General features: G+C 70.6%; 14 protein-coding genes and 1 rRNA gene. All 15 read right to left on the bottom strand.

The genetic code is table 11. From position 1 onward, the window contains the following. Window positions 1–59 precede the first annotated feature (59 nt). Window positions 60–1,601, bottom strand: coding sequence for a ribosome biogenesis GTPase Der (gene der / locus HQQ85_RS00075; protein WP_173180481.1), 1,542 nt, complete (start codon window positions 1,599–1,601; stop codon window positions 60–62). A gap of 51 nt (window positions 1,602–1,652) precedes the next feature. Then, window positions 1,653–2,387: a (d)CMP kinase gene (gene cmk, locus HQQ85_RS00070; RefSeq protein WP_173180480.1), complete on the bottom strand. Its 735-nt coding sequence runs from the start codon at window positions 2,385–2,387 to the stop codon at window positions 1,653–1,655. Then, a complete protein-coding gene (locus HQQ85_RS00065) occupies window positions 2,384–3,496 on the bottom strand; it encodes a prephenate dehydrogenase (protein WP_173180479.1) in 1,113 nt (370 codons plus the stop codon). Before HQQ85_RS00065 ends, cmk begins: the two co-directional genes overlap by 4 nt. After that, on the bottom strand, window positions 3,493–4,344 hold the full coding sequence (locus tag HQQ85_RS00060) for a pseudouridine synthase (protein ID WP_173180478.1): 852 nt from the start codon (window positions 4,342–4,344) through the stop codon (window positions 3,493–3,495). The genes HQQ85_RS00065 and HQQ85_RS00060 overlap by 4 nt, the downstream gene beginning before the upstream one ends. Next, window positions 4,341–4,955: an SMC-Scp complex subunit ScpB gene (scpB, locus tag HQQ85_RS00055; protein WP_173180477.1), complete on the bottom strand. Its 615-nt coding sequence runs from the start codon at window positions 4,953–4,955 to the stop codon at window positions 4,341–4,343. The genes HQQ85_RS00060 and scpB overlap by 4 nt, the downstream gene beginning before the upstream one ends. Beyond that, entirely contained in the window at window positions 4,945–5,820 is an 876-nt protein-coding gene (locus tag HQQ85_RS00050; RefSeq protein WP_173180476.1) for a ScpA family protein, read from the bottom strand. Before HQQ85_RS00050 ends, scpB begins: the two co-directional genes overlap by 11 nt. Beyond that, window positions 5,804–6,637: a ParA family protein gene (locus HQQ85_RS00045; RefSeq protein WP_173181652.1), complete on the bottom strand. Its 834-nt coding sequence runs from the start codon at window positions 6,635–6,637 to the stop codon at window positions 5,804–5,806. The genes HQQ85_RS00050 and HQQ85_RS00045 overlap by 17 nt, the downstream gene beginning before the upstream one ends. Window positions 6,638–6,758: 121 nt before the next feature. Then, the gene (gene xerD / locus HQQ85_RS00040) at window positions 6,759–7,685 is read right to left on the bottom strand and encodes a site-specific tyrosine recombinase XerD (RefSeq protein ID WP_371741704.1); all 927 of its coding nucleotides are present in this window, start codon (window positions 7,683–7,685) and stop codon (window positions 6,759–6,761) included. Between the two features lie 10 nt (window positions 7,686–7,695). Continuing rightward, window positions 7,696–8,340: an NUDIX hydrolase gene (locus tag HQQ85_RS00035; protein ID WP_173180475.1), complete on the bottom strand. Its 645-nt coding sequence runs from the start codon at window positions 8,338–8,340 to the stop codon at window positions 7,696–7,698. After that, window positions 8,333–10,012, bottom strand: coding sequence for a CTP synthase (locus HQQ85_RS00030; protein WP_305847251.1), 1,680 nt, complete (start codon window positions 10,010–10,012; stop codon window positions 8,333–8,335). Before HQQ85_RS00030 ends, HQQ85_RS00035 begins: the two co-directional genes overlap by 8 nt. A gap of 164 nt (window positions 10,013–10,176) precedes the next feature. Continuing rightward, window positions 10,177–11,892: a DNA repair protein RecN gene (gene recN / locus HQQ85_RS00025; protein WP_173180474.1), complete on the bottom strand. Its 1,716-nt coding sequence runs from the start codon at window positions 11,890–11,892 to the stop codon at window positions 10,177–10,179. Beyond that, window positions 11,885–12,799 (bottom strand): NAD kinase, encoded by a 915-nt coding sequence (locus HQQ85_RS00020; RefSeq protein ID WP_371741703.1) that lies wholly within the window; start codon window positions 12,797–12,799, stop codon window positions 11,885–11,887. Before HQQ85_RS00020 ends, recN begins: the two co-directional genes overlap by 8 nt. Window positions 12,800–12,802: 3 nt before the next feature. Further along, window positions 12,803–13,606, bottom strand: coding sequence for a TlyA family RNA methyltransferase (locus tag HQQ85_RS00015; protein WP_173180473.1), 804 nt, complete (start codon window positions 13,604–13,606; stop codon window positions 12,803–12,805). After that, window positions 13,599–13,757 (bottom strand): hypothetical protein, encoded by a 159-nt coding sequence (locus tag HQQ85_RS00010; RefSeq protein ID WP_173180472.1) that lies wholly within the window; start codon window positions 13,755–13,757, stop codon window positions 13,599–13,601. The genes HQQ85_RS00015 and HQQ85_RS00010 overlap by 8 nt, the downstream gene beginning before the upstream one ends. A 102-nt stretch (window positions 13,758–13,859) precedes the next feature. Continuing rightward, window positions 13,860–13,976: ribosomal RNA gene (rrf, locus tag HQQ85_RS00005) — 5S ribosomal RNA — on the bottom strand. Between the last annotated feature and the right edge of the window lie 168 nt (window positions 13,977–14,144).

Genomic DNA, 14,144 nt, shown 5'->3' with positions numbered 1-14,144 from the left:
AGCCGGCGCCAGCGTGAACAGCCGGCGCTATCGCGAGCAGCCGGTGTGAACGCCGAGACCTACCGCTTCCGCTTCTCCCGCACCCGCATGTTGACGACGATCGGCGACCCCTCGAAGCCGTAGATCTCCCGCAGCCGGCGCTGCACGTACCGCCGGTACCCCGGGTCGAGGAACCCGGTCGTGAAGAGCACGAAGGTCGGCGGACGCGACGCCGCCTGCGTGCCGAACAGGATGCGCGGCTGCTTGCCGCCCCGCACGGGGTGCGGGTGCGACGCCGTGAGCTCGGCGAGGAAGGCGTTGAACTTTCCGGTCGGAACCCGCGTGTCCCACGACTCCAGCGCGAGCTCGAGCGCGGGCACGAGCTTCTCGAGGTGACGGCCGGTGCGCGCCGAGATGTTGACACGGGGCGCCCAGGTGACGTGGTGCAGATCCTTCTCGATCTCGCGCTCGAGGTAGCGACGACGGTCGTCGTCGAGCAGGTCCCACTTGTTGAACGCGAGCACGAGCGCGCGGCCCGACTCGAGCACGAGGTCGATGATGCGCAGGTCCTGTGTCGAGATGGGCTCGGTCACGTCGAGCACGACGACGGCAACCTCGGCCTTCTCGAGCGCGGCGGATGTGCGCAGCGACGCGTAGAAGTCGGCGCCCTGCTGCAGGTGCACGCGCTTCCTGATGCCGGCGGTGTCGACGAACGTCCACACCTTGCCGCCGAGCTCGATCTGCTCGTCGACCGGGTCGCGGGTGGTGCCCGCGAGCTCGTTCACGACGACGCGCTCCTCGCCCGCGGCCTTGTTGAGCAGCGAGCTCTTGCCGACGTTCGGGCGCCCGAGGATCGCGACGCGACGCGGGCCGCCGAGCTCCTGCTTGGCGACGGCCGAGACCTCGGGCATCTTCGCCATGATCAGGTCGAGCAGGTCGGCCACGCCGCGGCCGTGAAGCGCCGAGACCGGGTACGGCTCGCCGAGGCCGAGCGACCACAGCGCCGAGCTCTGCGCCTCCTGGCGCGCGTCGTCGACCTTGTTCGCGGCGAGGAAGACCGGACGGTTCGCCCGGCGCAGCAGCTTCACGACGTGCTCGTCGGTCGCCGTGGCGCCCACGTTCGAGTCGACGACGAAGAGCACCACGTCGGCGAGGTCGATGGCGACCTCGGCCTGCGCGGCGACGGCGGCGTTGATGCCGGCCGCGTCGGGCTCCCAGCCGCCGGTGTCGACGAGGGTGAACCGGCGCCCGGCCCACTCGGCCTTGTAGGCCACGCGGTCGCGGGTGACGCCCGGCTTGTCCTCGACGACGGCCTCGCGGCGGCCCAGGATGCGGTTGACGAGCGCCGACTTGCCGACGTTCGGCCGGCCCACGATGGCGAGCACGGGCAGCGCCGGCATCGCGACCATGCCGTCGGGGAACTCCTCGGCGAACTCGAGCAGGTCGAGGTCGCCCTCGTCGAGCTCGTAGTCGGACAGGCCCGAGCGCAGTGTCTCGGCGCGGCGCTCGGCGAGCTCCTCGTCGACGACGGCGAGCCGCTCGGCGAGGTCGTCGGCGGGTGCGTCGAACTCCTCCGACGCGTCGAAGTCGTTGCCCGAGATGGGGCCCTGGTTATCCGCCATGCGGGATCCTCGCTGTCTGCGACGTCGGAGACGCCGGGGTCGTGTGGGAAGTCAGTGTCGTGGGGTGGTCTCGTTCGTTCGCGCGACCCGGTCGTTCACCACGCCGACGACGGCGGACACGGTCTGCTCGAAGTCGAGGTGGGTGGAATCGACGGTCGTCACGCCATCGGCGGCCTTCATGAAGTCGACCACGCGGGAGTCGGCCTGATCGCGGGTTCGGAGCGCCTCGCCCACGGCGGCGGCCGATTCACCGGTCAGTTCTTTCGAACGCCTGGCCATTCTAGCCTCTTCGTCGGCTGTGAGCAGGATGCGCACCGGCGCATCCGGTGCCACCACCGTCGTGATGTCCCGCCCCTCCGCGACGATCCCGTCGAAGGCGGTGTCCCGCATGATGCTCCGGAACCGCTCGGTCAGCCAGCTCCGCACCTCGGGGATGCGCGCCACGGCGCTCACCGCACCGGTCACCCGGGGCTCCCGAATGGCCTCGGTCACGTCCGTCGCACCCACCCGCACGAAGTACGCGTCCGGGTCGGTGCCGATCGCGAAGTCGAAGTCGCCCAGGGAGGCGACCACAGCATCCGGCACCGAGGGGTCGACCCGTTTGTCGAGCAGGTTCCAGGCGAGCGCCCGGTAGCTGGCGCCGGTGTCGAGGTAGGCGTAGCCGAGGGCGCGGGCCGTGGCCCGGCTGACGCTCGACTTGCCGCTGCCCGCGGGTCCGTCGATCGCGACGACGACCGGCACGGTGGCGTGGGGGTCGGCGGTGGTGTCTGCAGTGGGTCCGGTCATCCGGCGATCCTCCATCCTCGCGCGGCGAGCGCGCTGGTCACGGTGTCGAGCGTCTCGGGCAGCACGGCGATCTCGGCGAGGCCGATCTGCGCGCCCGGCGAGTGCTCGAGTCTCAGGTCTTCGAGGTTCACGCCGTCCTCGCCGAGCTCGGTGAGGAGGCGGGCGAGCTCGCCCGGGGCGTCGTCGACCATCACGACGAGCTGGGCGTAGCGGCGGTCCTGGCCGTGCTTGCCCGGGATGCGCGCCACACCGGCGTTGCCGCCCGCGAGCGTCTCGGCGAGCGCCCGTCGCCAGGGCGTTCCGTTCGCCGCGGCAGCACCATCGGCCGACGCCGCGTCGAGCGCCGCCAGCACCTCGTCGAGGTCGTCGCGCACCCCGCGCAGCACCTCGGCGGTCGCCCCGGCGTTGGCGCCGAGGATCTGCACCCACAGCCCCGGGTCGCTCGACGCCACCCGCGTGACGTCGCGCAGCCCGCCGCCGGCGAGGTTCACGGCCGCCTCGGGTGCCGAGACGAGGCGCCGCGCCATCAGCGTCGACACCACCTGCGGCGCGTGCGAGGTGAGCGCCACGCTCGAGTCGTGCTGCTCGGCGGTCATCTCGACGAGCGTCGCGCCCAGGTCGAGCACGAGGTCGTCGACGGCCGCGGCGGTCTGGTACGAGATGTCCGGATGCCCGGCCACCACCCACGGGCGCCCGAGGAACAGATCGGCGCGGCCCGACATCGGCCCGCCCTTCTCGCGCCCGGCCAGCGGATGGGACCCCACGTACCGCGTCACGTCGGCCCCCGCCGCGCGCACCGCGGCGAGCACCGGACCCTTGACGCTGGCCACGTCGGTGACGACCGATCGCGGGTAGGCCGAGAGCTCGCGCACGATCACCGACGCGGTGACGTCGGGCGGAACGCAGACGACGATCAGCTGCGGCTCGTCGGCGTCACCGGCCGAGCGTCCCGCTCCGTAGTCCATCGCGATCCGCACGTTCGTCGGCGAGGCGTCGGACAGGATCACGTCGACCCCGCGGGCGCGCAGCCCGAGCGCGATGCTCGTGCCGAGGAGGCCGACCCCGACGACCCGCACCGGGCCCGTCAGCCGGCTCTCGGGCCCTGTCACTCGCCGTCCTCGTCCGCATCCGGATGCTCAGCCGAACCGGCTGCGTCGGACGAGCCGGAACCACTCGAACCCGACCCCGTCGCCTCACGCGACAGCGTCAGCAGCTTCCCCACCTCGGCCTTGGTCAGCTCCCGCACCGCCCCCGCCTTCAGCGAACCCAGGTTGAGGGGCCCGAACGAGCGGCGCACGAGCTCCACCACCGGGTGACCGACGGCATCGAGCATCCGTCGCACGATGTGGTTGCGCCCGGAGTGCAGCGTCACCTCGACGATCGAGTGGTCGCGCTCGACGTCGAGCAGCCGCGCCTTGTCGGCCTTGATCGGCCCGTCCTCGAGGTCGATGCCATGGGTCAGCGTCGCCAGCGTCTGCGGCGTCACCCGACCGTCGACCTTGGCGATGTACGTCTTCAGCACGCCGAACGAGGGGTGCGCGAGCACGTGCGCCAGGTCACCGTCGTTAGTCAGGATGAGCAGTCCGCTCGTCTCGGCGTCGAGGCGCCCGACGTTGAACAGACGCTCCTCGAACTCGTCGGTCCAGCGGCGCAGGTCGGGCCGGCCGCGCTCGTCTTGCAGCGAGCTGACGACGCCGGTCGGCTTGTTCAGCATGACGTAGCGCTTCTCGGGGTCGAGCTGCACGGCCATCCCGTCGACGGCGACCAGGTCGGTCACGGGGTCGATGCGGCGCCCGAGCTCGGTCACGACCTGCCCGTTGACCTCGACGCGACCGGCCTCGATCAGCTGCTCGGAGACGCGGCGCGACGCCACACCGGCGGCCGCCATCACCTTCTGCAGGCGCACGCCCTGGGGCTCGGCATCGGCGTCCCACGGCGGGATCTCGAACGGGGTCATCGCACTCCTTGAAGGTCGTCGAAGCCCTCGCTGCCGTCGGCGAGCAAGGGCGAGATCTTGGGCAGCTCGTCGAGCGAGTTCAGGCCCAGCTGGGTGAGCAGCATGTCGGTGGTGCCGTACAGGATCGCTCCGGTCTCGGCCTGGGTGGACACCTCGGTGATCAGCCCGCGGCTGAGCAGCGTGCGCACGACCGAGTCGACGTTGACCGCCCGGATCGAGGCCACGGCGCCCCGGCTGATCGGCTGCTTGTAGGCGATCACGGCGAGCGTCTCGAGCGCCGCCTGCGAGAGCCGCGAGGGGTTCTGGGTCATCACGAAGTCGCGCACGAGCGGGTCGTGCTCGCCGCGCACGTAGAGCCGCCAGCCCCCGGCGACCTCCCGCAGCTCGAAGCCGCGGCGCACGCTTCCGGATGCACGGCCGTCGTAGTCCTCGACCAGCCGCTCGACACCCTGCCGCACGACCGCCACCGGACGCCCCAGCGCGGTCGCGAGCGACACCAGGCTCTGCGGCTCGTCGGCCACCATGAAGATCGCCTCGAGCGCCCGGTCGATGTCCACCGACGGCGAAGGCACAGGTGCGGACGCCGGCGTCACCTCGGTCTCAGTTGTCATAGTCGGCTCCGAGGTTGGCAAGGTCGTCCTCGTTCCAGGTCTCCGCCGTCCACATCAGCGTCAGATCCCCGAGCGGCTCGAGCTGCTCGAACGAGATCGACGCGTGCCGGTACAGCTCGAGCACCGCGAGGAACCGCGCGATCACGACCCCCTTCTCGTCGATCCCCGCGATCAGCTGCCGGAAGCTCACCGTCGTTCCCGCGGCAGCGGCCGCTCGCAGCACGGTCACGACGTGCGCCGCCTGCTCCCGGATGCTCACGAGCGGTGCGTGCAGATGCTCCAGTCCCACGGTCGGCAGCTCACGAGGTGCGAGCGCCATGGCGGCGAGCGCCGCGAAGTCGTCGGCGGTCAGCGTCCAGACGAGCTCCGGCGTCTGCTGCCGGTACTTCTCCTCGAGCCGCACCAACCGTGGACGCCGCGTGCCCTCCTCGTCGAACCGCTCGGCCAGCCACGCCGACACCTGCTTGAAGGCGCGATACTGCAGCAGCCGCGCGAACAGCAGGTCGCGGGCCTCGAGCAGCGCGACGTCCTCCGCGTCGACGAGCTCGCCCTGGGGCAGCAGCCCGGCGATCTTGAGGTCGAGCAGTGTCGCCGCGACCACCAGGAACTCGGATGCGCGGTCGAGCTCCTCGGCGGAGTCGAGACCCTTGAGGTATCCGATGAACTCGTCCGTCACCCGGCTGAGCGAGATGTCGGTGATGTCCAGCTCGTGCTTCGTGATCAGCGAGAGCAGCAGGTCGAAGGGGCCTTCGAAGTTGTCGAGGCTGAGCGAGAACCCGGGCGCGGCGGAGCCGGCCGCATCCGGATCACCACCCGGCGACGGGTCGAGGAGCGCGGCGAGCGCCGGCTCAGGCGACCGCGCCACGGGCGACCAGTTCTCTGGCCAGCTGCTTGTAGGCCTTCGCCGAGGTGTGCTCGGGCGCGAACTGCGTGATCGGCTTTCCGGCCACGGTCGCGTCGGGGAACTTCACCGTGCGGCCGATGACCGTCTCGAACACCTTGTCGCCGAAGGTCTCGACGACGCGCTCGAGCACCTCGCGCGAGTGCAGGGTGCGCGGGTCGTACATGGTGGCGAGAATGCCGTCGAGCACGAGTGCCGGGTTCAGCCGGTCACGCACCTTGTCGATGGTCTCGACGAGGAGGGCCACGCCGCGCAGCGCGAAGTACTCGCACTCGAGGGGGATGAGCACGCCGTGGCTCGCGGTGAGCGCGTTCACGGTGAGCAGGCCGAGCGACGGCTGGCAGTCGATCAGGATGACGTCGTAGTCGTTGCTCACCTTGCGCAGCACCCGCGCCAGGATCGACTCGCGCGCGACCTCGCTGACGAGGTGCACCTCGGCCGCCGACAGGTCGATGTTCGCCGGGATGATGTCGAGCCCGGGCACGCTGGTCGAACGGATGGTCTCGGCCGGGTCTTTCACCGTGCCGATCAGCAGGTCGTAGATGGTGGGGATGTCGTGGGTCATCACGCCGAGCCCCGCGGAGAGCGCGCCCTGCGGGTCGAAGTCGATGGCGAGCACCTTGCGCCCGTACTCGGCGAGCGCCGCGCCCACGTTGACGCTCGTCGTGGTCTTGCCGACGCCGCCCTTCTGATTGCAGAGCGAGATGATGCGCGCGGGCCCGTGCGAGGCGAGCGGGGCCGGGTCGGGGAACTCGGTGACGGGGCGCCCGGTCGGGCCCATCTTCGGCAGATCGAGGCCGCTCAGCTCGGAGGTCTGTGCCGTCTTCGCCGTTCTCGTGCTTCTGATGGCCACCGAAGTCGCTCCTCATTCCTGCGCGCCATCCCGGCGCACTCGCTCGATTCTACCGGGCGCGGGGGTGGGCGGTCTGGTACATGTCGATCAGCGTGTCCGCGGTCACGTGCGTGTAGAGCTGGGTGGTCGCCACCGAGGAGTGCCCGAGCAGGTCCTGCACCACGCGCACGTCGGCGCCGCCCTGCAGCAGGTGGGTCGCGAAGGAGTGCCGGAAGGTGTGCGGCGACACGTGCGTCGAGAGCCCGGCCCGCTCGGCGGCGGCCTGGATCACGAGCCACGCCCCCTGCCGGCTGAGCCGCTGGCCCCGGATGCCGAGGAACAGCGCCGGGGTCGACCGCCCCCGGGTCGCGAACGCCGGACGGACCCGCACGAGGTACGCGTCCAGCGCCGTGCGAGCATAGCTGCCCACGGGCACCACCCGCTGCTTGCTGCCCTTGCCCGTCACCCGCACCATGTCGCCCTCCTGCACGTCGTCGACGTCGAGGCCGACGAGCTCGGAGATGCGGGCCCCGGTCGCGTAGAGCAGCTCGAGCAGGGCGCGATCGCGCACCGCGATCGGCTCCTCCCCGCCGGTCGAGGTGAGCAGCCGCTCCATCTCGTCGATGGTGATCGCCTTGGGCAGCCGCAGCGCGAGCTTCGGCGGCTTCACGTCGTGCGCGACGTCGACCTCGACGAGTCCCTCCTCGACCAGGTAGCGGTGGAACCCCCGCACGGTCGACAGGATGCGCGCGACCGACGCCGCCGACAGCTTCTCCCCCTCGGCGGAGCGCAGCGCCTGCGTGAAGGCGCCGATGTCGTTCTCACCGATCCGGCCGACGTCGGCGATCCCCCGGGCATCGAGCCAGGACGCGTAGCGCACCAGATCGCGCCGGTACGCGGCCACCGTGTTGCCGGCCAGCCCGCGCTCGACCGTGATGTGGCGCAGGAACCGGTCGACGGCGACCGGCACGGCGGTCGCACCGGCCGCGACGACCACTGCGCCCGGCCTAGCTGCCCGAGGGGCGGTGCTTCGGGTGGTCGGGCCACGGCGCGTCGGCTGCACGCAGCGTCGACCAGCCGCGCGCCCGCGACGCCTGGGCGGCGAGCGCCCCGACGACGAGTGACGGGTTCTGCACCCGGCTCGCGAGAACGGCGTCGACCACGTCGTCGAGGGCGAACCACTGCGACTGCATGTCGGCCTCCTCGCCCTCGCGATCGAACGTCGACCCCGTGGGGCGCACCCCGCGGGCGAGGTACACCCGGATGGCCTCGTTGTTGCCCCCCGGGGTCGTCACGTAGTCGGCGAGCACGTGCCAGTCGTCGGCCTCGAGATCGACCTCCTCCGACAGCTCACGCTTCGCGGCGTCGAGCGGCGACTCGCCGCCCTCGTCGAGGAGGCCGGCCGGCGGCTCCCACTCGCGGCGGCGCACCGGGTGTCGGTACTGCTTGATCAGCAGCACCCGCTCCTCGTCGTCCATCGCGATCACCGCGACGGCGCCCGTGTGGTCGATGAACTCCCGCGTCAGCGTCTCGCCGCCGTAGCGGAACGTCTCGCGGCGAACGTCCCAGATCTTGCCCTCGAAGACGACCTCGCTCGAGTCGGCCTCGATGCCGACGAGCTCGTCGGCCGGTTCGGCACCCGACTCAGGCATCGGCGTCCTGTACGGCGAACAGGCGGCTGGCCTCCTGGCGGTCGAGGGCAGCACCCACGAGCCCCTTGAACAGCGGATGCGGCCGGCTCGGGCGCGACCGCAGCTCCGGGTGCGCCTGCGTGGCCACGTAGTACGGGTGCACCTCGCGCGGCAGCTCGACGTACTCGACCAGGTGACCGTCGGGCGACAGGCCCGAGAACGTCATGCCGGCTTCGGCGATCTGCTCGCGGTAGTTGTTGTTCACCTCGTAGCGGTGACGGTGGCGCTCGGAGGCGGTGGGCGCTCCGTACACCTCCTCGGCGATGGACCCGGGTGCGAGCTTCGCCTCGTAGAGGCCGAGGCGCATGGTGCCGCCGAGGTCTCCGCCGGCGATGATGTCGACCTGCTCGGCCATCGTCGCGATCACGGGGAACTCGGTCTCGGGGTCGAACTCGCTGGAGGACGCACCCTCGAGCCCGGCCATGTTGCGGGCGTACTCGATGACCATGCACTGGAGGCCGAGGCAGAGGCCGAGCGCGGGGATCTTGTTCTCGCGGGCGAAGCGCAGCGCACCGAGCTTGCCCTCGATGCCGCGCACGCCGAAACCGCCCGGGATGCAGATGCCGTCGACGTCGGCGAGCTCGCGCGCCGCGCCCTCGGGGGTCTCGCACTCGTCCGAGGCGATCCACTTGATCTTCACCTTGGTCTTGTGACCGAAGCCGCCGGCGCGGAGCGCCTCGGTGACCGAGAGGTAGGCATCGGGCAGGTCGATGTACTTGCCGACCAGGCCGATGATGACCTCGTGCTTGGGCTCGTGCACCGCGTCCAGCAGCGGCTGCCAGCCCGACCAGTCGACGTCGCCGGTGGCCTCGCCGAGCTCGAGGTGGTCGACGATGTACGCGTCGAGGCCCTGCGAGTGCAGCATCGACGGGATGTCGTAGATCGACGGCACGTCGACCGCGTTCACCACGGCGGCCTCGTCGACGTCGCACATCAGCGCGATCTTGCGCTTGTTGCTCTCGGAGACGGGGCGGTCGCTGCGCAGCACCAGCGCATCCGGCTGGATGCCGATGGAGCGGAGGGCCGCCACGGAGTGCTGGGTGGGCTTGGTCTTCTGCTCGCCCGAGGCGTTCATGAAGGGCACGAGCGAGACGTGCACGAAGAAGACGTTCTTGCGGCCGAGCTCGTGCCGCACCTGGCGGGCCGACTCGATGAAGGGCTGCGACTCGATGTCGCCGACCGTGCCGCCGATCTCGGTGATGATGACGTCGGGGCGCGACGCGTCGTGCGCCTGCAGCCTCATCCGGCGCTTGATCTCGTCGGTGATGTGCGGGATGACCTGCACGGTGTCGCCGAGGTACTCGCCGCGCCGCTCCTTGGCGATCACGCTCGAGTAGATCTGGCCCGTGGTGACGTTCGCCGCCTGGTTCAGGTTGATGTCGAGGAAGCGCTCGTAGTGCCCGATGTCGAGGTCGGTCTCGGCGCCGTCGTCGGTCACGAAGACCTCGCCGTGCTGGAACGGGTTCATCGTTCCCGGGTCGACGTTCAGGTAGGGGTCGAGCTTCTGCATCACGACCTTCAGGCCGCGCGCCGTCAGCAGATTGCCGAGGCTGGCGGCGGTGAGGCCTTTGCCCAGAGAGGAGACGACACCCCCCGTGACGAAGATGTGCTTCGTCATTCTCGTGTCGGTCATTCGGCCTGCGTCATGAGCTTCGTCCACGGAATTCCATCCTAACAGTGCTCTGAGGTCTCCATGTCGACATACCGGCGCCCCGCGAGCCGCGATGGATCTCAGTGTGGCACAGCGGCACCGGCACCCGGCAGGGCCCGACGGCGACGGACGTGACGTCTCGGCCGTCAGCCGGCGACGGCGAGCGACCGGGCGATCTCGAGCAGCTCGGCGGCGTGCGCCAACCCCGACTCCGAGTCGGGCAGACCCGATAGCAGCCGCGCCATCTCGGCCAGCCGCTCGTCGCCCTCGAGCTGCACCACGTTCGACGCGGTGACCGGCCCGTCGAGGTCCTTCTCGACACGGAGGTGGTTGGTGGCGAACGCCGCCACCTGCGCGAGGTGCGTCACGACGATGACCTGCGAGGTCTGCGCGAGCGCGGCCAGCCGGCGCCCGATCTCGATCGCGGAGGCTCCACCCACTCCCGCGTCGACCTCGTCGAAGACGAACGTCGGCACCGGGTCCGCGGTCGCGAGCACGACCTCGATCGCGAGCATCACGCGCGACAGCTCACCGCCCGAGGCGCCCTTGTTCAGCGGACGCGGCTCGGTGCCCTCGTGCGGACGGAGCAGGAACTGCACCAGGTCGCGCCCCGTCGTGCCGAGCTCCTCGCGGGGCTGCACGTCGACCACGAAGCGGGCGTTCGGCATCGCCAGGGCACCGAGCTCGGCGGTCACCTTCGCCGACAGCTCCTCGCCGGCCGCGCGGCGGAGCGCGCCCAGCTCGTCGGCCAGACGCTCCAGCTCGGCGAGCTCGTCGTCGACGAGTGCGGTCAGCTGCTCGATGCGGTCGGAGTCGGAGTCGAGCTCGAGCAGCCGGGGCTCGGCCGATTCGGCATAGGCGATCACGTCGGAAAGCCCCGGCCCGTACTTGCGCATCAGGTTCGTCAGGTCGGCCCGTCGCTCCTGCACACGGTCGAGCTCCCCCACCTCGTCGGTCTCGAGGGTTCCGGCGTAGCTCGCGAGCTGCGTCGAGATGTCGGAGACCAGGAAGCTCGCCGACGCGAGCGCCTCCACGATCGGGGCCAGGGCCTGGTCGTGGTGGGCGACCCGTTCGAGGCTGCGGAGCGCGGCGTCGATCAGCCCCACGGTGTCGGGGTGGTCGCCCGTCTCGCTCGAGATGGTCTCGCGCGCCTCGGCCGAGGCGATGCGCAAATCTTCGAGGTTCGTCAGTCGTGCGGCGACGTCGGCGAGCTCGTCGTCCTCCCCCGCCTGCGGCGCGACGGCGGTGATCTCGTCGATGGCGGCCCGCAGCTGGTCGGCCTCGCGGATGCGCGCCGTGCGCTCGGTGACGAGCGCCTCGATCTCGGCGGTGTGCGCCTGCCACGAGCCGTGCAACGACCGGTACTCGCTGAGCCGTGCGGCGAGGGCCGCGCCGGCGAAGCTGTCGAGCGCCCCGCGCTGGGCGGCCTGGCTCTTCAGCCGCAGCTGGTCGCTCTGGCCGTGCACGACCACGAGGGCGTCGCCGATCTCGCTCAGCACGCTCAGCGGAGCGGACCGGCCACCGACGACGGTGCGCCCGCGCCCCTCGGCCGAGACCGAGCGCGACAGGATGACCTCGCTGCCGTCGGGCCCGCCGTCGTCGAGGTCGCCGCCGATCTCGCGCACGCGCTCGGCCACGGCGCTCTCGGGGTCGACGAGGACGCGCCCCTCGACCCAGGCCTGCGCCGCGCCGGAGCGCACCGCTCCCGTGTCGGCGCGCTGCCCGAGCAGCAGCCCGAGCGCGGACACCACCATCGTCTTGCCCGCACCGGTCTCACCGGTGACGGCGGTGAACCCGCGCCCGAGGGGCAGCACGGCCTCGCCGATCACCCCGAGGTCGCGGATGGAGAGTTCTTCAATCACGATCCATCGGGCCTCTCCACCCGTTCACGGGCAGATTGAACTTGCGCACGAGCCGATCGGTGAACGGCCCCATCTGCAGCCGGGCGAGCCGCACCGGGATCGGGGATCGCCGCACGACGACGCGCGCACCCTTGGGGAGGTCGCGCATCCGTCGCCCGTCGCTCCAGAGCACGGCACCGCCCTCGGATCGTTCGAGCACCTCGACCGCCAGCGCGGAGTCGGGGCCGACGACGAGCGGACGCGCAAACAGCGCGTGCGGGCTCAGCGGAACCATCAGCAGGGCATCCAGGCTCGGCCAGACGACCGGACCGCCCGCCGAGAAGGAGTAGGCGGTGGAGCCGGTGGGCGTCGACATCACCACGCCGTCGCAGCCGAAGCTCGACAGAGGGCGGCCGTCGACCTCGATGACGACCTCGAGCATCCGCTCGCGACTCGCCTTCTCGACAGTCGCCTCGTTGAGCGCCCAGCTCTCGTAGACCACCTCGGTGCCGAGCTTCACCCGCACCGAGAGCGTCATGCGCTCCTCGACGAGGTAGTCGCGGGCCAGCGCGCGCTGCACCGTGGCGGTGAGGTCTTTTCGCTCGCTCTCGGCGAGGAACCCGACGTGGCCGAGGTTCACGCCGAGCAGCGGCACCGTGGCGCCGCGCACGATCTCGGCGGCGCGCAGGATCGTGCCGTCACCACCCAGCACCATCACGAGCTCGAGGTCGTAGACCGAGATGCCGGCGCCGAGCGTCGCCACCTCTCCCAGCTCGTCGAGCACCTCGGGGTGGTCGCCCTCGTCGAAGGGGGGCAGCACCGGCGTCACGCCGGCCTCCCGCAGCTGGTCGCAGACGCTCGCAGCGGCCAGCACGGAGTCGCGCCGGCCGGTGTGCAGCACCACGAGCATGTATCGCTCAGTCGCCACGCGTCACGCTCCTGTCATCTCGGTCACCCGGTGCAACCATTCTGTCGGATGGGACCCGACCTCCCGATTGAACCAGACCAGATACTCCTGATTCCCGGCACTTCCGGCAATGGGGGACGCGATCATGCCCGCTGTGGACAACCCGAGATCGTAGGCCGCCCAGAGCACGTTCGACACGGCGTCGGCCCGGAGGGCCGCGTTCTTCACGATGCCCTCCTTCACCCCGGTGCGCCCCACCTCGAACTGCGGCTTCACCAGCAGCACGAAGTCGGCGTCGGGCGTGGCCACGCTCTGCAGCGCCGGCAGCACGATCCCCAGGGAGATGAACGACAGGTCGCCCACCACGAGCTCGACGGCGTCATGAACACCGGATGCTCCGCCGAGCGTCTCCCGTGTGGCGAAGCGCAGGTTGAACCCCTCCACCGCCACCACCCGCTCGTCCTTCGCGACGATCGGGTCGAGCTGGCCGTGCCCGACATCGACGGCCAGCACCTGACGCACCCCTCGCTCGAGGAGCACCTGCGTGAACCCGCCGGTGGACGCCCCGGCATCCAGCGCCAGTCGCCCCTGCACCGTCACCGGGAAGGCGTCGAGCGCAGCGATGAGCTTGTTGGCACCGCGGCTCACGTACCGGTCGACGGCGTCGACGGTGACGGTCTGCCCTTCGAGCACCGGATGCGCGGCCTTGACGATCGGCGCACCGTCGACCCGCACGTACCCGTTCGCGATCAGGCGGGCGGCGTGGGTGCGGGAACGCGCCAGCCCGAGGCCGGCGACGGTCGCATCGAGACGGGTGGAGCTAGGCATTCGACGGAAGCGAGTCCCCGCCCTCGAGGCGGCCCTTCAGCTCGTCGTGCAGCTGGGCGTACGCGGTCGCCCGCGAGTCGAGCGGCTGCTCCTCGATCACACGGATGCGCGGCAGCAGCGCCTCGTCGTCAGTCCGTTCCTCGCCGCTCATCACTTCAGCGTACCTCTCCCCCACGACGCCCGGTCGGCGCCATCGTCTCGGCCCTTAAATGCAGAATGCCCACCCCCGAAGGGATGGGCATTCTGAAAGTATGTCCGGCGGTGTCCTACTCTCCCACAAGGTCCCCCTTGCAGTACCATCGGCGCTGAGAGTCTTAGCTTCCGGGTTCGGAATGTGACCGGGCGTTTCCCTCTCGCTATGGCCGCCGAAACTCTAGAGACATATAGTCGTTGAAGTTTCGAACAGTCCAACACGAAATGTGTTGTGTGTTCGGGTTCTCGACCGTACATCGAGAACCACATAGTGGACGCAAGCAATCTTGGCCACCCATACCAGCCTTACAACATGTATGGGTGTAGTGATTATCAAGTTATCGGC

This window comes from Herbiconiux sp. VKM Ac-2851 (assembly GCF_013205105.1).
GTDB lineage: Bacteria > Actinomycetota > Actinomycetes > Actinomycetales > Microbacteriaceae > Herbiconiux > Herbiconiux flava.
Note: the sequence above shows the minus strand (reverse complement) of the source record. Positions and strands in the feature narration are given on the sequence as shown.